General features: G+C 65.3%; 24 protein-coding genes. 21 read left to right on the top strand and 3 right to left on the bottom strand.

Annotated elements, in window-relative coordinates; all coding sequences use genetic code 11:
* From ACWDBB_RS29070 to ACWDBB_RS29055, 4 genes are all read left to right on the top strand, one after another.
* Positions 1–93 (top strand): acyl-CoA dehydrogenase family protein (locus tag ACWDBB_RS29070; protein WP_132919430.1); only part of this gene is annotated, 93 nt, incomplete at its 5' end.
* Positions 94–238: 145 nt separating this feature from the next.
* Positions 239–922 carry a TetR family transcriptional regulator gene (locus ACWDBB_RS29065; protein ID WP_449792422.1) on the top strand — a complete coding sequence of 228 codons (684 nt, stop codon included), beginning with the start codon at positions 239–241 and terminating at the stop codon, positions 920–922.
* Positions 923–1124: 202 nt separating this feature from the next.
* Positions 1125–2486: a chloride channel protein gene (locus ACWDBB_RS29060; RefSeq protein ID WP_449792420.1), complete on the top strand. Its 1362-nt coding sequence runs from the start codon at positions 1125–1127 to the stop codon at positions 2484–2486.
* A gap of 271 nt (positions 2487–2757) precedes the next feature.
* Positions 2758–3027, top strand: coding sequence for a hypothetical protein (locus ACWDBB_RS29055; protein ID WP_449792419.1), 270 nt, complete (start codon positions 2758–2760; stop codon positions 3025–3027).
* 334 nt (positions 3028–3361) lie between these two features.
* Here ACWDBB_RS29055 and ACWDBB_RS29050 read toward each other — a convergent pair whose 3' ends face one another.
* The gene (locus ACWDBB_RS29050; protein ID WP_449792418.1) at positions 3362–3625 is read right to left on the bottom strand and encodes a GntR family transcriptional regulator; all 264 of its coding nucleotides are present in this window, start codon (positions 3623–3625) and stop codon (positions 3362–3364) included.
* A 157-nt stretch (positions 3626–3782) separates the two neighbouring features.
* Here ACWDBB_RS29050 and ACWDBB_RS29045 point away from each other — a divergent pair, with 157 nt between their 5' ends.
* On the top strand, positions 3783–4241 hold the full coding sequence (locus tag ACWDBB_RS29045; protein WP_449792417.1) for a hypothetical protein: 459 nt from the start codon (positions 3783–3785) through the stop codon (positions 4239–4241).
* A gap of 120 nt (positions 4242–4361) precedes the next feature.
* On the opposite strand, the gene ACWDBB_RS29040 is transcribed toward ACWDBB_RS29045, so the two are convergent.
* Together ACWDBB_RS29040 and ACWDBB_RS29035 are read right to left on the bottom strand one after the other, a co-directional pair.
* Positions 4362–4613 (bottom strand): hypothetical protein, encoded by a 252-nt coding sequence (locus ACWDBB_RS29040; protein WP_449792416.1) that lies wholly within the window; start codon positions 4611–4613, stop codon positions 4362–4364.
* 30 nt (positions 4614–4643) lie between these two features.
* Entirely contained in the window at positions 4644–5297 is a 654-nt protein-coding gene (locus ACWDBB_RS29035; protein WP_449792415.1) for a hypothetical protein, read from the bottom strand.
* A 241-nt stretch (positions 5298–5538) separates the two neighbouring features.
* Here ACWDBB_RS29035 and ACWDBB_RS29030 point away from each other — a divergent pair, with 241 nt between their 5' ends.
* From ACWDBB_RS29030 to ACWDBB_RS28955, 16 genes are all read left to right on the top strand, one after another.
* Complete coding sequence (locus ACWDBB_RS29030; protein ID WP_449792414.1) at positions 5539–5667, top strand: hypothetical protein; 129 nt, start codon at positions 5539–5541, stop codon at positions 5665–5667.
* A 612-nt stretch (positions 5668–6279) separates the two neighbouring features.
* On the top strand, positions 6280–7131 hold the full coding sequence (locus ACWDBB_RS29025) for a hypothetical protein (protein ID WP_449792413.1): 852 nt from the start codon (positions 6280–6282) through the stop codon (positions 7129–7131).
* A 1657-nt stretch (positions 7132–8788) separates the two neighbouring features.
* The gene (locus ACWDBB_RS29020) at positions 8789–9109 is read left to right on the top strand and encodes a hypothetical protein (RefSeq protein ID WP_449792412.1); all 321 of its coding nucleotides are present in this window, start codon (positions 8789–8791) and stop codon (positions 9107–9109) included.
* Between the two features lie 27 nt (positions 9110–9136).
* Positions 9137–9364 carry a hypothetical protein gene (locus tag ACWDBB_RS29015; protein WP_449792411.1) on the top strand — a complete coding sequence of 76 codons (228 nt, stop codon included), beginning with the start codon at positions 9137–9139 and terminating at the stop codon, positions 9362–9364.
* A 75-nt stretch (positions 9365–9439) separates the two neighbouring features.
* The gene (locus ACWDBB_RS29010) at positions 9440–9679 is read left to right on the top strand and encodes a hypothetical protein (RefSeq protein ID WP_449792410.1); all 240 of its coding nucleotides are present in this window, start codon (positions 9440–9442) and stop codon (positions 9677–9679) included.
* Positions 9680–9697: 18 nt separating this feature from the next.
* The gene (locus tag ACWDBB_RS29005; RefSeq protein WP_449792409.1) at positions 9698–10492 is read left to right on the top strand and encodes a hypothetical protein; all 795 of its coding nucleotides are present in this window, start codon (positions 9698–9700) and stop codon (positions 10490–10492) included.
* A gap of 19 nt (positions 10493–10511) precedes the next feature.
* Entirely contained in the window at positions 10512–10703 is a 192-nt protein-coding gene (locus ACWDBB_RS29000; RefSeq protein ID WP_449792408.1) for a hypothetical protein, read from the top strand.
* Positions 10704–10779: 76 nt separating this feature from the next.
* A complete protein-coding gene (locus tag ACWDBB_RS28995; protein ID WP_449792407.1) occupies positions 10780–10944 on the top strand; it encodes a hypothetical protein in 165 nt (54 codons plus the stop codon).
* Positions 10945–11034: 90 nt separating this feature from the next.
* Positions 11035–11520: a hypothetical protein gene (locus tag ACWDBB_RS28990; RefSeq protein WP_449792406.1), complete on the top strand. Its 486-nt coding sequence runs from the start codon at positions 11035–11037 to the stop codon at positions 11518–11520.
* A 99-nt stretch (positions 11521–11619) separates the two neighbouring features.
* Complete coding sequence (locus ACWDBB_RS28985) at positions 11620–12414, top strand: hypothetical protein (RefSeq protein ID WP_449792405.1); 795 nt, start codon at positions 11620–11622, stop codon at positions 12412–12414.
* A gap of 293 nt (positions 12415–12707) precedes the next feature.
* On the top strand, positions 12708–13043 hold the full coding sequence (locus ACWDBB_RS28980) for an Lsr2 family DNA-binding protein (RefSeq protein WP_449792404.1): 336 nt from the start codon (positions 12708–12710) through the stop codon (positions 13041–13043).
* Positions 13040–13291, top strand: coding sequence for a hypothetical protein (locus ACWDBB_RS28975; RefSeq protein WP_449792403.1), 252 nt, complete (start codon positions 13040–13042; stop codon positions 13289–13291). The genes ACWDBB_RS28980 and ACWDBB_RS28975 overlap by 4 nt, the downstream gene beginning before the upstream one ends.
* Before the next feature lie 355 nt (positions 13292–13646).
* A complete protein-coding gene (locus ACWDBB_RS28970; RefSeq protein WP_449792402.1) occupies positions 13647–13898 on the top strand; it encodes a hypothetical protein in 252 nt (83 codons plus the stop codon).
* Positions 13899–14237: 339 nt separating this feature from the next.
* Positions 14238–14429, top strand: a complete 192-nt coding sequence (locus tag ACWDBB_RS28965) for a hypothetical protein (protein ID WP_449792401.1) — start codon at positions 14238–14240, stop codon at positions 14427–14429.
* Between the two features lie 20 nt (positions 14430–14449).
* Positions 14450–15970 carry a DUF3987 domain-containing protein gene (locus ACWDBB_RS28960; RefSeq protein WP_449792400.1) on the top strand — a complete coding sequence of 507 codons (1521 nt, stop codon included), beginning with the start codon at positions 14450–14452 and terminating at the stop codon, positions 15968–15970.
* Positions 15967–17094, top strand: a complete 1128-nt coding sequence (locus ACWDBB_RS28955) for a hypothetical protein (protein WP_449792399.1) — start codon at positions 15967–15969, stop codon at positions 17092–17094. Before ACWDBB_RS28960 ends, ACWDBB_RS28955 begins: the two co-directional genes overlap by 4 nt.
* Positions 17095–17277: the final 183 nt, after the last annotated feature.

Genomic DNA, 17277 nt, shown 5'->3' with positions numbered 1-17277 from the left:
GTGGAGCGGATGATGCGGGACGCGAAGATCACGCAGATCTACGAGGGGACCAACCAGGTCCAGCGGATCGTGATGGCCCGCAACCTCCCGTAACCCGCGCCGACACCCCCCCGACGGCCGGGCCGGTCAGCCGCCCGGCCGTCGGGGGCCGACGCATCCTCCCGATGCTAAGTTCCGGTGAATGAGCGAGAAGGAAGAGCAGGACCAGCCCATGAACGACGGGCCCTCGAAGCCGGCGATGCGCGAGGCGCTGGTGGCCGCGGCCTTCGAGCTCTTCCTGGAGCGCGGCTTCGAACAGACGACCGTCGACGACATCGTGTCGCTGGCCGGCGTCGGCCGGCGCTCCTTCTTCCGCTACTTCCCGGCCAAGGAGGACGTGGTCTTCCCCGACCACGAGCGCAGCCTCGCCGAGATGACGGAGTTCCTGGAGTCCGGCACCGGCGAGGAGGACCCGGTCAGGCACGCCTGCGACGCCGCCCGCCTGGTCCTGCGGATGTACGCCGAGCAGCCCTCCTTCTCCGTCCAGCGCTACCGGCTGACCCGCAAGGTGCCCGGCCTGCGGGCGTACGAGCTGTCCGTGGTCTGGCGCTACGAGCACACCCTCGCCGCGTACCTGCGCGGCCGCTTCGCCGACCGCCCGGACGGCCCGCTGCGGGCGGACGTGATCGCCGCCGCCGTCGTCGCCGCGCACAACCACGCCCTGCGCACCTGGTTGCGCTCGGGCGGGGAGAGCGACTGGGTGGCCGAGGTGGACGCGGCGATGGCCTTCGTCACCGGCACCTGGGGCGACCGCCCGGCCGAGGGCGCCGCCGAGGGCGAGTCCGACGACGTCGTGGTCCTGGTCGCCAGCCGCCGGGCGCCGCTGTGGCGGATGGTCCAGGGCATCGAGAGCGCGCTGGGCACCGACGCCCGCCAGGTCTGACCCCACCCGGGCCGCCACCCTCGCCCCCACCCGTCCGTCACCCCCGCCCTCAACCCCGCCCTCACCCGCTCGGAGCAGCCGGGTCCGCCGCGGCCCCGCTGACGGCCCGTGCGCCGTGCGGGGCTCCCGGCTCCGGGCGAGACTCGGTCGCAGGACGCGGCCTCCCGGGCAGCGGGCGGCCCGGGAGCGCGAGGGAGCGGCGATGCCGACGACGTCCCGGCAGCCTGACGGCGGTCCGACCCTGCACGAGGTGCTGCTGCACCGGGGCTACCTCCGCCTGCTGCTGGTCTCCGGGCTGGTCGGCGTCCCGGTCTCGCTGGCCGCGTTCGGCTTCGTCAGCCTGGAGCACGAACTCCAGCACTGGGTCTGGGAGAGCCTGCCGACGGCGGCCGGCTACGGGCGCGCCCCCTGGTGGTGGCCGTTGCCCGCGCTGCTGCTGGCCGGCCTGCTGCTCGCCCCGATCGTGACCCGGCTGCCCGGGCGCGGCGGCCACGTCCCGGTGGACGGGCTCGGCGGCCCGCCCACCCCGCCGGTCGCCGTCCCCGGGGTGGTGCTGGCCGCGCTCGCCGGCCTGCCGCTCGGCGTGGTGCTCGGCCCGGAGGCGCCACTGATGGCGCTCGGCGGCGGGCTCGCCCTGCTCACCCTCCGGTCCGCCAGACGGGCCGAACATCCGCAGCTGTTCGCGGTGTTGGGCACGGCGGGTGCGGCGGCGGCGATCTCCACCATCTTCGGCAGCCCGCTGGTGGCCGCCGTGATGCTGATCGAGGCGGCCGGGCTGGGCGGCCCGCAGCTGATCGCGCTGATCCTGCCCAGCCTGCTGGCCAGCGGGGTCGGTGCGTTGATCTTCACCGGCTTCGGCCACTGGACCGGCCTGGCGACCGGCGCGCTGTCGCTGCCGCACGTGCCGAAGAGCGGGGTGCCGGACGCGGCGGACTTCCTCTGGGGCGTCCCGCTGGCCGTCGCGATCGCCCTGTTCTGCGTGGTCGGCCAGAACGTCGGCCACCGGGTGAAGGCCCTCACCACGACCGGCACCGCCCGGCAGACCGCCGTGCGCACCGTGCTGTGCGCGGTCGCGGTCGGAGGCTGCCTCGCCGCGTACGCCCTGCTCACCGGGCGCTCCCCGGAGGAGGCCGCGCTCTCCGGACAGGCCACCCTGGCCGCGCTCGCCGCCGACCCGGCCGCCTGGTCGATCGCCGCGCTGCTCGCCCTCGTGCTCTGCAAGGGGCTGGGCTGGTCGATCGCCCTCGGAAGCCTGCGCGGAGGCCCGATCTTCCCGGCGCTCCTGCTCGGGGCGGCCCTCGGCACGGCCTGCGCACCGCTGCCCGGCTTCGGCACCGCGCCGGCCCTGGCCGTCGGCCTGGCGGCCTCCGCCGCCGCCGTCACCGGCCTGCCCGTCACCAGCACCGTCCTCGCCGAGGCCCTGCTCGGCGGTGAGGCGGCGAACTCGATGCCGCTGCTGATCGTGTCCACGGTGGCGGCCTTCATCACCGCGGAGTGGCTGCGCGGGCGGCCGAGGCAGCAGACCGACCCGGCCGGCCGAACGGAGGCGGTGGAAGTCGGCTGACGCCCGGCCCCCGCCCCCGGCCCTGGCCCCGGCCGTCCACCTGCGAGCCGGAGCGGAGAGTGGGGAGGGTGTGCTCCAGCCGACTGATCCTCAGAAATGGGCATACGAACTGTATTTCCGCTGGTAGGAGCGGCGATTCTGACGGGGCGTTAGGGCCGTACGGGTTCCGGCGTCGGTTGCGGCGGGATGCGGGGCGTGGCTCTCTGAAGTCGCGGGGGTGCGGAACGCCACCGCCGCCTTGGAACCCCGAAACTCCGTGGAGGAGATCTGCATGCGTGCTTTCAAGCGTGTCCTGGCCGTCAGCGCCCTCACCGTCCCGCTGGTGATCGGTTGCGCCGGCCTGGCCTCGGCCCAGGAGGGCCTGGACGCGTCCTTCGGCAAGGGCCAGTTCATCGCCAACGAGAACGGTGCCGGCGTCGCCAGCACCCAGTCCTCCGTCAACCCCGACGGGCTCTCGCACGCAGACTTCTGGATCTGGGCCGACGAGACCGGCGTCTACGGTTCCTTCACGGGCGCGGGCGCCACCTGGAACCAGCAGTGACCTGACCTGCGGATCCCCCTCGGAGTCCCCGCGGACTCCGAGGGGGATCCTCCTGTTCGCGGGGGAACGCGGAGGAACGCGGAGAAAGCCGGAGCCGAAAAGCAGAAAGGCCCCAGATCAACTGGGGCCTTTCGTCGGTGTCCGAGGGGGGACTTGAACTCTCCTCTCGGGCACCAGCCCGTGAGGCTCTGACCAGCGGGGATGACCCTAACACGCCACGGTCTTGACAGTGCACCGTGCTGGTGCATCCTGCCTGTTTCTGGCTGTTCAGGACCGCTGTTGGTCACCCGTTGGTCACGCGGCCAGGCGGCCGGCCGCACTGCTGCCCGTGGCCCTACAGCGCCTCGACGGGCGGGGCCTGGTCGTCTACTTCGGGGCGCGTCACGAAGGAGCCCATGCCCTTGCGGGTGACCACTCGGCGGGCGTCCCGCAGGGCGACGAACGCCTTCCGCACGGTCTTCCGGTCCACGCCGAACTCCTCGGTCAACCGAACCTCGGACAGCCGGTCGTCAGGCTGAAGATCACCAGCCGCGATCCGCTCGGTGATGATCTCCGCAATCTGCTCCCACTTCGGGCGGGACGGGCTGAACTCGTGCACCCCCCGACCGTAGCGGTGAGGGTCAACCAGGCATAGCCAGGGATAGCCATGGACAGGTATGGACATGTTGAGTACCGTCGACAACGAAAGAACCCTCGGAAGCCGTTGGAGCGGCCGCCGAGGGTGAAGCCGACCAGCTTTCAAGGAGCTGTCCGACATGCACCACCTTATCGCTTGGCTTGTACGCCGAGCCCTAGTTCTCTGCCTGCCGGCTCGCGGGCGACACCGCCGCCACCGCCTGGTGATCTGTGGCCCGGTCGAGCCGATCCAGCTCACGGTGCCGAAGCACACCATCTGTGCCCCCACACGACCCGTCCCACTGCTCGATCTGCGCGAGACCGCGCACAGTCAGGCAACAACCCTGGTCCGTCCGCACATCATCGCGTTCGCGAGCATGACCTCCGCGCAGCAGGAGGTCATACGGCAGAGCTTCGCGGATGACGTGGCCCGACGGTGGGAAGCGATAGTCGCCGCGGAGTTGGCGCGGGACAAGGATGATCAGCGTCGCCGCAGGGCGGCCCTGTTCGCGGCCTCGCTCGATCTACCCGACCCTGAACACTGGTGCGACAGCATCACAACCGGTATCCCGCACACCCTCGGCGGGGCGGTGGCCTGATAAGCGGGAGGACGTGAGACGACCGAAGACCCCCCTGGAGTCCAGGGGGGTCTTTTGTTGCGGCACTCCTGCGGCCGCATCAGGCAAGGGGTCGAATCCAGTGCCTGTTCGGGGCCGAGCCTACCGAACCGGCGGAGCAGGGTTGGACTGGTCGGACTCCTGGTCCTGTTCGGGTGTAGGCGGCGGATTGCCGTGGTCCCGCTTGGTCGAACGGTGCTTCCACCATTCGCGCCACCAGGAGAGCCGGTGCGCGGACTGGCGAGGCAGCACGGCGCCGGCCATGATCCGGACGGCGACCGCGAACACCAGGAGGAAGGCGAGCAGCCCGACGGCCCACCACGGGGTGTTGTCGGGCAGGGTGATCTGTGGCATGGAGGTTCCCCGAGAAGGGGGGCACCTCGGTTAGGCGGCCAGACTCCAACCGAAGTGGTGCCCCTGCTGACTGGTGGCCGGCAGGGAACTCGACCCCGGTCCTCGGGGGATCACGGGGCCAGCCAATCGTTCAGAGCCGCAGACACAGGCCCAGGTGCGACGGACCCCGGCCGCCCTGGCCGGGCCAACGCGGCTCGGCAGCGGAGGAAACGCCAGCAGGAGCCGGAGGTCGGCCAGGAGCTTGATGAGGGCCTGGAGTCGGGTCTTCGTGCTGACTCGCCGGTTCACTCGCCCGGAACGCTGCACGGCGTTCTCGAACTCGGCCACCCACTTGTCTAGCAACCCGTCCGACATCCTGAAGCCAGGCGGGGTCTCGATCTTCGGCAGCGTCCTGGAGACCTCGTAGAGCAAGGCCCCTTGGCCAAATCGCCGGGCACCCTGCCGAGCGTAGAGGACAAGCCAACCTGCCAACTCGCCCACGGAAACATGGGCGTATGCGTTGAGGCTCCGGTCGATCCTTGCCAGCTCTGCGGCGGCGGCGGCCTCAACCGAGGTGAGGTCCGCAACGGCTGAGGGAGTCGCCAGCGAGTGAAATAGGGAGAGCTGGATGTTCCGCGAAAGGCGAGCCGCATGGAACGCCGCACGGGTCTTCCCAACGCCCATCTGGGTTGTCACGAGGAGCATGTCCGACACCTTGATGCAACCCTTCTGATCCAGGCGAGGAACTGACTGACAGTCAGCTTAGCGGAGTCTCCAACATGACTGCGTCGACCCCATCCGTCGCCTGAGACTGCCCGAGATGGCACCGGCCCCGAGGTATTGAGCCTCGGGGCCGGATTCCCTGATGGGTGCACCTGGGCATGGTACCCACTACTAGGGTGAGGGCGGTGACCCGGTTGAGACAGGAGTGGCCCTGAGATCCGCCGTGGACACGCACGGAGGCCGCTTCCGACTGCCGGACGGCTCCGGCCTGGTCCTGGTCGCAGGAGCCGTCCACCGGCAGTCCACCACGACCGGGCGCTACCTCTCACTCCAGGTGTCCGAGAGGGCCTGAAACAACGAACTGGGCCTATGGCTTGTGCCATAGGCCCAGCAAGTCATCCCCACATTCATGGGGTATCCCTCATGCGAGGACAACACCGCCTCTGCCCAACCATGGTTACTCACCAGTCAGGGCCATCTCTCGTACGAGAGGTGAAGGGGAAAACCCTCCCACGTCCCGTTGATGGCCCGCAACCTCACTGGTTGGAGGCCATCCGAACGGGCAGGGGGCCGGCAACCCCTCAGAGTCCCCTCAGAACGTCCTCGCACGCCTGACAGCGCCTGTTGCGGAGATAAACCGGGTACCAGGGGTCGCCTGGCCTCTCAGGCCGGTAATACGAGTGCTCCATGGGCCAGTGTCCTCCCCACAGAAGGTCCGCGGAAGCGGGCCCTCAGGGACATCGGGGTCCTGGCCGGCGGCGTGCACCAGGAGCACGGCCGGCTCTTCGCCCACCGGACCTTCCGCCTGGGCGGCCTGGTCCAGCTCGAAGAGGACGACGATCCCTGTCATGCCGATGACGATAGGGGAGCGACTGTTCGAAGGCATCTCGGTGCTCTCGTTCTGGCCACATCTCCGTGCTCCCGCCGGTAAAGTCTGCTGCCCCAGCGAGCAAAGGAGGGGACCGTGGACGAGGGCAACACGGAACCGTCAGGGCAAGACAAAATCGATACACCGGGATTCGCGAAGTTCCTCGCCTCGAAATCTGGGCGTGAAGTTGCGGCGACCATAATGCTTGCAGTTCTGGCGACTGGGGCTGCGGTGGTTGCGATTTTTCAAAATCCACCCAACAAGCCCCTTAAGGCAGTGCCGAGCTGGTTTTATGGCCTACTTGTGGGTGGCGTCGCAGTGGTCATTGTCTGCCTTTCCGTGGTCTACTTTTCCATTCGAAAGGGAAAGCTAGAAGAGGAGGAACGCAAAAGGAGGGCCCTGGAATCGGCCGCCGATCGTCTCAGAGAAAAGATGGAGCTTCCCAGTCTAGTTGATTTCAATCGAACCTTGCTGGACACATATCATGACATCGCCACTAAGCAGGCCCAGAAAGCTTACCGGAGCAGCATCATTGCCTTCGGTGTCGGCCTGGCCGTCATGGCGACGGCATTTGTAGCGGGATGGAATCTGAACTCCAACGGAGATCGTCTATTTGTGGGATCGGTCGGGGTGATTGGGGCCAGCTTCACCACCTACTTGAGCCGGACCTACATGCAGACATATGAGCGAGCCTTGCAGCAGTTGAACCAGTACTTCAATCAGCCCGTACTGAACGGCTACTTTCTGACCGCTGAGAGGCTGACGCTCTCTCTCCCGGAAGAGCAACGGACTGTTGCCGTGGAACGTATCATTGCGGACGTCCTGGAGAGCGGTAAGGAGATGCATCGAGGTGCACTGTCTGGGCTGAAAGGCTCGGGTGTTCCGACCCCCAGAAGGCAGCCCCGTCGTACAAACCAGCAGAGGCAAGAGCCGCAGCTACCTGCATAAGTTGTTTGACAGCGGATCGAGGCATCAGTGCGGAGAGAGAGCCCCCTTCTCGGAGGGGGCTCTCTGCATTCGGGATGGGGTATATAAAGGCCCCCACAAAATAGATGTATGTGTCCCCGCGGTCTGGTTGAGGACACCTTGGCCCGAAGAGTGGCCGGCATCACCCGCTAACCCCGATTTCATTCATTCAAACGTCCTCAGGAAGGCCGCGGAGCGGCGTTTCAGCCCCCGAGAGGGCCCAGAAGGCCCCATGGAGGCCCTGAAACGGCTCCTGAGCAGCCCTGAAGCCCCCGCCGGCCGCCAGGCCGGCTCTGACACCCTCCAGCCCCTCGGAAAGATTCAAACCCGTACACAGGGTGAGGAAGGCACCCCCGGTGGGTCCTGTGTGAACGCATGCATGTATTACCCCCGGTGGATGTGTGGTATGGAGATGAATGAATTGATGGGGGCGGGAGTGGATTCATTCATGGGGCGCCTAGGGAACGTGCTGGTGGGGGGCACTGTCTGACGGTTAGTCAGGGCAGGTGTCTGGGGGTGGTTGGGACGCATCTGACGCGCCATCACTTGTGGTGATGGCGTGAACTTCCACCAGGGTTTCAGTGAAATTGGTAACGCTGAGATAACGATCTGAGTGTAACTTTGAGTAGTCACTGAGGCGTGTGGCGACTCGTCAGGTGTCCGCTTTGAACTCATATGTGCACCAAGCCTCTCCCCTTACTCCTTTAAGGGCCCTCGAATGGGCACTCTCCGTGCGTTTATGTGGGCAGCGCTGCAAGATGCCACTTGATTCGAGGACGGCATGTGCCTAGCGTTCTGGTTGTCGGAACAAGCAACACCGAAAGGCCCGGCCAGGAAGTACCGCCCCCGAAGGGGCAAGGGAAACCGGCTGAAAGGCAAGTAGGGGAGTCGGACCGGCGGGAAGTGGTATCAGAGCTTCCCCAAGCGCAAAGCGGACCGGATAAGTACCTAGCACGTAACGCCCCCCAGGTTCACGCGGTGAGTGAGAGTCGCCAACTGGGCTACAACCGGGGACGCGGGAAAATAGCGCCAAGGACTGCAAAGGGACCGAAGTACCTTGACAACATCAAAGGGGCTATCAGCGGCCATTGTGGGCCGCATGCTTCCGGTATCCAAATAGAGGCCGGTGAAACCATCAGCGCATGCGCTGGCAGGTCACTACACCGAAAGGCCGTGAGGACCGGTATGTGTGCGGAGCTGCGTTGGCAGGCCAGAGAATCCTAGGACCGGGCCGAGAGAGCGTTTAGCAGGCGCTCACGGAGCCTGGCACCGTCAGCCGAAACGATCCTATGTGCTGCGACGATCCGGGAAACCGGGGAGCAAACGGGGCAGACACGCGACTGACGTAAAACCCATGACTGTGCACTGACCATGCGATGACCAATGCACTGATCCCAGAATGAAAGGACTGGGGAGCGAGCGGGAAGCACAGTCGACAGCCCTTGCCACTGTAGGGGCTGGCCTCACCGGAACTATGGGCCGGTACCTCTTGCACATGTGGTGCGGGTATATGAGGCAGCGCGGCAGGGAGCGCCAAAACTACCCTGCGGGGCCGTATATGGGTCACACCTATGCGGCTCTCGATGGACCTACGTGTGGTGGGTCCAGATTCAGGCCGGCATCAGACCCAGGGAGAAGTATGTCCGAAACGCTCGTGAAAGCCTCTTGCGGCTGCGTCATTCGAGGCGGATTCCACACGCATGAGTACCGCATCTACACGGTTGAAGTGCAGGACCGGTCCGGCGGTTTCGTTCGGAACTTGGACGTCATTGCGACCGGGGACGATTCGGCGGTCGCTGCGGCACGAGACGGCCTGATCCGGCGCAAGCTCGACCCGGAGCGCAACGGGTGGCAGTTTGAATCCATTGGGTTCCTCACCGCCCGCGCATCGTGCTGCATCACTCGTAATCGCTGCCTTCCTTGCCGGATTAAGGCCAAGCGTCGGTCCGTTTCTGTCTGACCGTCGAGTTGCTTCGAGGAGGACCCAATGCATCAGCTTCAGTATGTCGAGAACCTTCCCGTGGTCGCGTGCATGCGACACGACACATCTCCCACCGCCAAGTCCGTGGTGGTCTGTGAGGAGCGCTACAAGGGCCCTTACGTGGTCTGGGAAGTCGAGGAGTGGGAAGGGCGGCTCAGGGTTGATAGGGGGCATCTCGGCATCGAGACCTACGGCGAAGCGCTGGGGATCGCGGCCACGCTGGCACGGGGATAAGTCCCCCTTTTTTTGCCTCAAAACTTGATTCGAGGATGGCGCCTCGGTCGAGATCTAGCGAAAGGAAGTAAGGCAATGGCTTTGGAGTACGTGGTCTGGAACGAAATCGGGGACCTGTTCGGGGTGCACCGTAAGAGGGAGAGGGCCGAGGAAACAGCCGAGAGGGCGCGTAAGGAATGCGCGAAGCACTGCGGTACTGACGGGGAAGAAGTAACCCCCGGGCGGGGTGACTTCCGGTGCGGTGTGCTGAGCCCGCACGGGATCTCCATTCAGGTGGTCGACGGCGAATACGACGTCACCGGCCACATCTACTAGTCCGAGAGGGAATGAATCATGTCTGGAACCCGCACGCGCCGTATTGCCCGAATCCGGGCCGTCATGCCTTTCGCGGCGAAGCTGGCAGAGCTTTCCGTGGAAGCACACAAGGGGCTTTCGTTCCACGTTGACCGGGACCACTTCACCCGCATGTGGTACGCCACTCCTTTCATGCAAACCCGGGACGCTGACGCGTTGGAGGAGAGTAACTGGGTGGTCATAACCGAGGACCTGGAGAAGAGGTTCCCGGAGTCCGTGGAGGTGCACTCCTTCGCGCACTTCGCTCGCGGCTACTACGAGCGTCTTTACGTCCGCACCGATGACGCGCTGGCAATTCGCGCTGTCCAGGAGTGGACGGGGCGCCTGGAGGCGTATGCAGTGGCGGACGAGGAACGCTATTCGGCTCTGGAGTGGGAGCGCAACCATTCGGACGAATTCAAGTGCGGTTCGGAAGACCCGGATTGCAGCTGTGAGGCGAACACCCATGTCTGCCGTGAACAGCTTTGGGGCACCGTTGAGCAGGCGGGGGCAATCGACCTCCTGGCGGAAAGCTACTGGTGCCGGTACTGCAATGAGCACATTGATATGACGGACGCCGACCGTACGGAAATGCTGCGTCGGCTTTACGGACGTCGGAAGTGGTCCGACTACAGCCGGGCGGATTTCGACCCCCAAGCGGCGGCCAAGTACGCACACGCCCAGGAGCGCTACCGCCGAGAGGTCCGTGCGTGGCAGCAGCGGGGACAGCTTGACCTCTTCTCGGATGAGCCCGCGCCGACCGTGGATGAGTTGATTGAACTGATGGGCCTGTGAGGTCGGAAATGGGGATTCTATGCGTAACTTCCTGGCCCGTGCCGCACTTCTGGGCGCCATGGTGGGCTCGTTCTACATCGGATATCTGGCCGATTGTCCGCCCGCCCCGGATGCGTCTGTGAGCACGTTCAATGTCGGATTCGCCGACTCCAAGCAGGATGACTGCTACCAGGGATTCCAGCCTGCCTGTGACTGGGTTTCCGTTCACTGAGTGACGCGCTTTGGTCCGGCCGGGCTCGGCCCGGCCGTTCCATGGCCTTTCACTCCCTAGCTAAAGGACGGAGCACGTGATCAGCAATTCTGAACTCTCCCTCGAAGCCTTTGCCGCAGAGCATGAGGCACGGCAGGCAATCCGAGACATGTGGAAATACGGATTTCCGCGTTGCCCGCTCACCCGGTACGCGGAGAGCGTCGGGAAGCTTGCGGACGAAATGGCAAAGCAAAACTCCTGACGTGCTTTGGTCGGGGCCGGTAATCCGGCCCCGGGCATGGCCTGTCAGCCGACAGATAACCGCCTCTACCATCTGCCGAAAGGGGCAGTCATGGCCAAGCGAAACCGTCACACCGCCCAACTCCTTAAAGCACAGAGTGAGGGTGCCGCCCTCCAACACTGGGGCTCCAAGGCCCCGATGGAATACAGGCCCAGGAGCACTAACGACGCCTACCCGTGGGCCGTCTTCAATGAATCGTTTAATTGGTACGTCCACATGTCCGCCCGGTACTGCATCGCGGTTTGGCCCGATGGCCGGTGGACCAATTCGACGGGCGACGTCGTAACCCGTGAGAAGCCCTGGTCTCCCTTCACGGTCGTCTTCCGGTGGTCGTGTCGCTACCTCGAAAAGAACTCTGACCCGAACTTCCCAGACCCTAAGGGGGTCGCTTTCCAAGTGTGGGCGAGTGACGGGGATTATGCGTTCGACTTCGCGGAAGCTGAGGCGGCCGTGAGGTTCGGTAAGGAGGCCGATTATCTGGAACACGTCGTGTGCCTCCACGGCCATGCCTATGAGGTCGGCGGAACGGATTTCTGACGTTCGTCTGACCCGCTTTGCTCTAGGCCGCTCCGACCACGGAGCGGCCTTTTGCATGGCCTGTCAGCCGACAGCCAATACCTAGCCGAAGGCGAGAAGATGAGCAACTGGACGGATAGCCGGGACGGCTTCGCCCGGCTCGGGGCCGAGTACACCCCCGACTACAGCGGATACGTGATCAACGTTCGCGATGAGGGCGAGGACTGGTACGTCTACGCGTGGGATGAGCGGAACGGCGTGACCGCCTACCTGGCTCGCGCTGCCACGGAGAATGCGGCCCGGGAAATCCTGGAGATCCACGCGGGCATTCAGCGCTCCGGGTTCCTCTGCGAGGTGTTCGTCAGTGACTCGGTCGGTCACTGCCCGGAGGGTGCCACTGGGGTCCGGTGGACGGACTCCAAGCGGACCGGTGAGCGGGTCCGTGTGCTGCTGTGCCCGCATCACGGCGGGGTGTTCGACGACTGGGCATGGACTCCTATCTCCACGTACCGCGATGAGTGGGGGATCGACCCGACGGACACCGGGATCATCGGCGGTCGACTGGGCCCCATCCGCGACGGTGAGTGCACGTGGGCGGTGGAGGTGGACCACGTCTGCCAGGCCCCCTACGTCAGGAACACGCTTCGCCGGGCCCTGGCCAAGACGGCTCCCACTTGGTCCAGCTCGGACTACGTGAGCGCGGCCCGTGCGCTTGTGAAGACCCTTCCGGGCGAGGGCCCGTGGTACCTGACGCGGGTTGAGCTCCACACCACCCGGATTGCCCTGGAACGACGTCGGGCCCGGTACGTGCAGTGCACGGCCCCCGGCACCTGCGACGCGCACACCGCCATTACGGATCGGATCACCGAGGCGAGCGAGCACGCGATCCGACGTCGTCAGCAGGGGCTCAGCTAGTCGCTTGCGTGACCACCAGATCCGCCGGCCCGGGGAGAAGTCTGCCCTGAGGCCGGCCGCGGGGGCCTGGTGGTGGCGCTGGCCACTAGACGAGAGGAACGGTCAATGCCTTACCCGAATAACTACGAGGGCGGTTGCTCTAACAACTGCGGTCGAGAGGCAACCCATTGGGTCGGAATCGCACGGTTCGGGGAACCATTTTTTGCCAGATATCCGCATTGCGAGCCGTGCGCTGGTGAGATGGTTTCAAACCCGGCTATGGGTGCCACCTCGAAGCCGATTCGGAGGCGGTAATGCCGACGGATGACGAAGTGCGCGCGTTCATGGTGGAGGTCGGATTGCGTGATGCCAATGACACCTCGGAAGTAACACCCCCGGAAGTCCGCTACTTCCACAACTACAAGCCCTCTCACGACGCCCGGAAAGCCAAGGAGACGGCTGCCCGGGAACTGATGGAGGAGGGGTGGAGACAGGCCGATGAGTCGCGCCAGCGCGCGGAACATCACGCCCGCCATATGCGGCTCTGCCGCGAGTGGGGCAACGCGAACGGATTCACGGTGGGAACGCGTGGGGCCATCCCTAAGGCTGTGCGCGTGGCATACAAGGAAGCGACAGGAGTAGAGCTGTGAGCATGATCAAGACTTTCCTTGAGGACACGAATACGTTGCGTGCTGCGGCTACGGAAGTTGCCGCGATGCAGCCCGGCGAGGAGCGCGCAATTGCACTCACCCAGCTTTTCGCATCGTGCGGAGAGCTGTCCTTGACCTATGCCTGCCCCTCCAAGGTAATCGGGCTTCTGGTGGGAGTGGTGTCCGAGGCGTATGGGGCCGAGCGTAAGCGCCTGGGAATCCTGCCAAACTTGGAGGTTGTGGCGTGAGCAGCCGACACCACCCGATGTTCGGTCGGGTAGTCAGTGACCCTGACGGAAGTACGGCGGTGCCGGAGTCGTGGCAGGTATTCCTTCTGGGATTCCTGCCACTTTGCATTGCGGACCTCCGTGGAAGGTCGGAGAACGAGATGGAAGCCTTGCGGCTCGCGGCGGTTGAGCAGATCGCCTCACACGGGGACGTCGCGCAGTTCGGGGGGCCGGGGCGGGCTAAATCGCGGGTTGGTATTGCCCAGGGCCTCGCGGTCCTGGCTTTCGCGGAGGGCGGGGTTACAGCCCTCGGCATGCATGCCTGCGTCGAACCCCACGAAGGGTGCCCTGGAGACATGGAGAAGGAGAGCTAGAGATGACCCGAGCAATTGTTACGTTGCAGATCAACAACGCCTATGAAGATGGCGTTGAGATCAACACCACCGTGATTACGAAGGTCGCTGTTCCGGTGCCCGAAGAAGGGACCGTTGAGAGGGACGAGTGGGAAGACGAATATCTCTACCCGCACACCGGGACGGGGCGGAGTGGGGAGTCGATGAAAACGGTTGAGATCACCGAGTCCAGCGCGTTCGGGTTGGTCGGGATCGTGGCCGAGTTCGGCGGATAACTGCGGTCGCTCTTGGTGATGGCCGGGCCCTGGTGGTCCGGCCTTCGCCATGAACGCTCGCACATTCAGGAAGGTCAGGAGAGTTGCAGATGAGACTGCGTAAGGCATTCGGATTCGTTCAGGCGGACGGCTTCATGTGGACAGGGGACTGTCCGAAGTGGGCGGCCGAAGTCCGCCGTACCAGGCCGGACCTACGAGAGATTCGCGTGATGACCATGGGCAAGTCGGGGTGCCCGGCTTGCTTCCAGGGATTCCACTGACGGTTGATTTTGGCGAGGGCCGGACCTCGAAGAGGCCCGGCCCTCGCTATGAACACCCGCACACACGAAGGAGTGACTAATGGCCACGAAGCGCATCGTGCAGGTCTTTTGCAACGCGTGCTGGAACAAGTCGGGGACGGTGGTCGAGGCCGTGGAACGGCTCACCCTCGGGGACCTGGATTGGGACCTGTGCGAGGAACACCGGGACCGCTTCGGCGGAATGCTGAGCGAGGCCCTGGATATCAACGAGCCCATGACTGTCAGCGCGTAGAGAGAAAGGAATTAAGGGAAATGAGTGCCTTCGAGAGCATGAAGTACGGCCCGATCGGGGAGGCGGTGGCAGCCGCAGTTCCAGAGTCGGAGGCCGATCCGGTCGGTATCTACGCGGCCGTCCTGGCGCTGTACTCCTCCGCCTTGGCGGGGTACGTGGTGATGGAGAACGGTCGGCCGGCGGTGGTCTGGACGGTGCTCGCCGGCCGGTCCTCAGCGGGAAGGAAGGGGTACGCCCTCGGGACGGCGCGGAAGGTGCTGGCGAAGAGCATCGGTGGCTTCCTGGACGCTCGGACGTTCAGCGGGATTTCCTCGGGCCCGTCGTTGGTGAACCAGCTCTTTCAGCTGGAGCTGGAGACGGCGGGCACGGAGACAGGACAGGACGGACGCGCGCTGCTGCTTGAGGAGGAGTGGCCGGTCGTCCTCAAGAGGGCCCGTAGGTGCCCGACGTTCAGCCAGCACCTCCGAACCGCGTGGGACGGGAAGCGCATCAGCAACATCGTCAAGGGCAAGGGCGGGGACGGGGTTCAGGAGGTCGAACGCCCGCTTCTCGGAATGCACGCCCACATCACGCCCGGTGAATGGGCGCGGTACGTGGACGGTACCGATGCCCTCGGGGGCAGCTTCAACCGCATTTTGCCCGTGATGGTGGAGACGTCGAAGCGGCTGCCATGGAACCACCGGGAGCGGATCGAGGAGCACAGGGCGCTGACGGCGGCGTACCGATGGGCTCGACGTGAGCCCCGGGTCATGCAGCTGATGGCAGAGGCCGGCCGTCGGTACGACGAGCTTCGCGACCTGATCGAAGAGCGGTTGGCCGGCCTCCCCGAACGGGTCTCCTGCTACATGGAGCGGTCCGCGGAACAGGTACTTCGGGTAGCTGCCGTCCTTACTGCGGCCGAGATGAAGACCAAGATCAGTCGGAAGGCCATTGAAGCGGCTTGGGCCTTTGTCTCCTACTCGATGAACTCGGTCGAGCGACTGGTAAGTGAGGCCGCCAACGGCGCCGGGTCGCGCGAGGTGAAGGAGCTTCCGGATGTGATCAGGGAGATCCTGGCCCGCTACGACGGTGAGGCCACGGGGACGATGATGCTGCGGGCGCTGGGGGTGAAAGCCAGCGCGGCCCTTCTCAAGGCCACTGTCGAGGGCATGGACGACGTGGTCATGGTTCGGGAACGGCTCGGTGGTCGCGGAGCACCCGCCACGATCTACCGCCTGGTGGAACCGGGACCGGCGGTGGTCGAGCAACCCAAGCCGACCAAGCCCGCGGAGGTGGTGGCGACGGTTGAACCGTCCAAGCCGGTGGTGATTCGAACGGTCGAGTCCGTGGTCGAGCCCAAGACGGTCAAGGCCAAGAAGCCGAAGACGAAGAAGGCCGGGAAGTCGAAGAAGCTGGCGGCGTCCAAGCCCCGACTGTCGGTGGTCGCCGGGGGACCGGAAACGGAGCGGCCGGCCCCCAAGCCGAAGGCGGCCCGGAAGGCTTCCCCGAAGCCCTCGGCGCCTGCTGAGAAGTCGGTTAACCCCTTCCTCGCGCTCCTGTGAAGCACATCCTTCGAGGACGCCCGCAAGGGCACCTGCAATGCACTGAATGCCGGGCCGGCTTCCTGCACAAGGAATCGGCCCGGCGGGCCCAACAGCCCTGCTATGAACAGCCGTTGCCGCACGGACACCGCTACGACCGAGAGCACGTCGTCTACCCGACCTGGTACGACCAGGGCAACGGCCATGGGCCGGATCGGCTGTGCGACGAGCCCGGGTGCATTTGCGTACAGCACACCTGCGATTGCGACGTGTGCACGGAACAGCTCCAGGTGCCCGTACTGAACATCCTTAACGACAGCCAAGAAGGCCAGACCGGAAAGAGAGATGCCATGAGCCACGAGATTGAGACCCACCTGCCCGCCGCACTGCGGAAGTACGTCGTACGGCACCTGGAGTGCGAGACGCAGGGACAGGTCGACCTGATGACCGCCTGCAAAAACCTGGACATGGGGAACTCGAACAACTCCGCCAAGATCCGCCTGACGAATGACGCCCTCGGGGCACTCCTGGACATCTGCCGGGAGTGGAAGGCCAACAGCACCAATGGCGCCGAGGTGATGGCTTGGAAGTCGGTCCTCACGCGCCATGAGCTGGACTACCAGCCCGAGGACCCGCGTCAGCGGCGGCATGAGTTCAAGATGCCTGGCTCGCTTGCCTCGGGTATGCCCGGTCAGTACTGGACGCTGAAGGACAACCCCGAGATCCTGGCGGACCTGGAGGCCTGCACCTGGGCGAAGAACGGGGGCAGTGGTCGGGTCACCTACGCCACGCTTGGATGGCTGCTGGATCGGGCCAAGTCCTACAGCGTTCACGGGACCGGTGCCGCTCAGCGGGCCGGGACGAAGTTCCTGGACACCTACACCGAGGCGTACGAGGAGACCGTGCGCCTGGTGAACGGCTACCTCGAAGCAGCCGACGATGAGCCGGCCGAGGCCGAGGTGATCGAGGACCAGGCGCCGGCCGCCGACGTCGGCCAGGAGTCCGCAGAGGGGGCCGCTCCCGTGCAGGCCGGAAAGTCGGAGGTCGGTCCGGTCCCGGAAAACTTCGTGTGGATGGCGGAGCACGCCGACACCGAGACGGCCCGCGCCTGGTGGGCCCGGAGGGTGGCTTCGTGGGGTCGGTGAGCCCGAACGCCATGCCGTCGAAGCGCCCCCGGTTCGTCCGGGGGCGCTTCGCCTCATTGGTAGCTCGATGGGGTGACGGGGTTTGGCACGAAGCACCGTCCGTGTCGGTGCCAACCGCTACGGTCGGTACGGAAGCCCGTGTGAGCGGGAAGAGGAGTGAGGGCACAGGATGAGCAGGTTCAA

The organism is Kitasatospora sp. NPDC001095 (genome assembly GCF_053598615.1).
Note: the sequence above shows the minus strand (reverse complement) of the source record. Positions and strands in the feature narration are given on the sequence as shown.

What these genes read in the sequence shown, in the direction of transcription:
- ACWDBB_RS29065 (WP_449792422.1), top strand. Translation starts at nt 239, where the DNA reads ATGCGCGAGGCGCTGGTGGCCGCGGCCTTCGAGCTCTTCCTGGAGCGC.
- ACWDBB_RS29060 (WP_449792420.1), top strand. Translation starts at nt 1,125, where the DNA reads ATGCCGACGACGTCCCGGCAGCCTGACGGCGGTCCGACCCTGCACGAG.
- ACWDBB_RS29055 (WP_449792419.1), top strand. Translation starts at nt 2,758, where the DNA reads ATGCGTGCTTTCAAGCGTGTCCTGGCCGTCAGCGCCCTCACCGTCCCG.
- ACWDBB_RS29045 (WP_449792417.1), top strand. Translation starts at nt 3,783, where the DNA reads ATGCACCACCTTATCGCTTGGCTTGTACGCCGAGCCCTAGTTCTCTGC.
- ACWDBB_RS29040 (WP_449792416.1), bottom strand. Translation starts at nt 4,613, where the DNA reads ATGCCACAGATCACCCTGCCCGACAACACCCCGTGGTGGGCCGTCGGG.
- ACWDBB_RS29035 (WP_449792415.1), bottom strand. Translation starts at nt 5,297, where the DNA reads ATGCTCCTCGTGACAACCCAGATGGGCGTTGGGAAGACCCGTGCGGCG.
- ACWDBB_RS29020 (WP_449792412.1), top strand. Translation starts at nt 8,789, where the DNA reads ATGTCCGAAACGCTCGTGAAAGCCTCTTGCGGCTGCGTCATTCGAGGC.
- ACWDBB_RS29015 (WP_449792411.1), top strand. Translation starts at nt 9,137, where the DNA reads ATGCATCAGCTTCAGTATGTCGAGAACCTTCCCGTGGTCGCGTGCATG.
- ACWDBB_RS29010 (WP_449792410.1), top strand. Translation starts at nt 9,440, where the DNA reads ATGGCTTTGGAGTACGTGGTCTGGAACGAAATCGGGGACCTGTTCGGG.
- ACWDBB_RS29005 (WP_449792409.1), top strand. Translation starts at nt 9,698, where the DNA reads ATGTCTGGAACCCGCACGCGCCGTATTGCCCGAATCCGGGCCGTCATG.
- ACWDBB_RS29000 (WP_449792408.1), top strand. Translation starts at nt 10,512, where the DNA reads ATGCGTAACTTCCTGGCCCGTGCCGCACTTCTGGGCGCCATGGTGGGC.
- ACWDBB_RS28990 (WP_449792406.1), top strand. Translation starts at nt 11,035, where the DNA reads ATGGCCAAGCGAAACCGTCACACCGCCCAACTCCTTAAAGCACAGAGT.
- ACWDBB_RS28985 (WP_449792405.1), top strand. Translation starts at nt 11,620, where the DNA reads ATGAGCAACTGGACGGATAGCCGGGACGGCTTCGCCCGGCTCGGGGCC.
- ACWDBB_RS28980 (WP_449792404.1), top strand. Translation starts at nt 12,708, where the DNA reads ATGCCGACGGATGACGAAGTGCGCGCGTTCATGGTGGAGGTCGGATTG.
- ACWDBB_RS28970 (WP_449792402.1), top strand. Translation starts at nt 13,647, where the DNA reads ATGACCCGAGCAATTGTTACGTTGCAGATCAACAACGCCTATGAAGAT.
- ACWDBB_RS28965 (WP_449792401.1), top strand. Translation starts at nt 14,238, where the DNA reads ATGGCCACGAAGCGCATCGTGCAGGTCTTTTGCAACGCGTGCTGGAAC.
- ACWDBB_RS28960 (WP_449792400.1), top strand. Translation starts at nt 14,450, where the DNA reads ATGAGTGCCTTCGAGAGCATGAAGTACGGCCCGATCGGGGAGGCGGTG.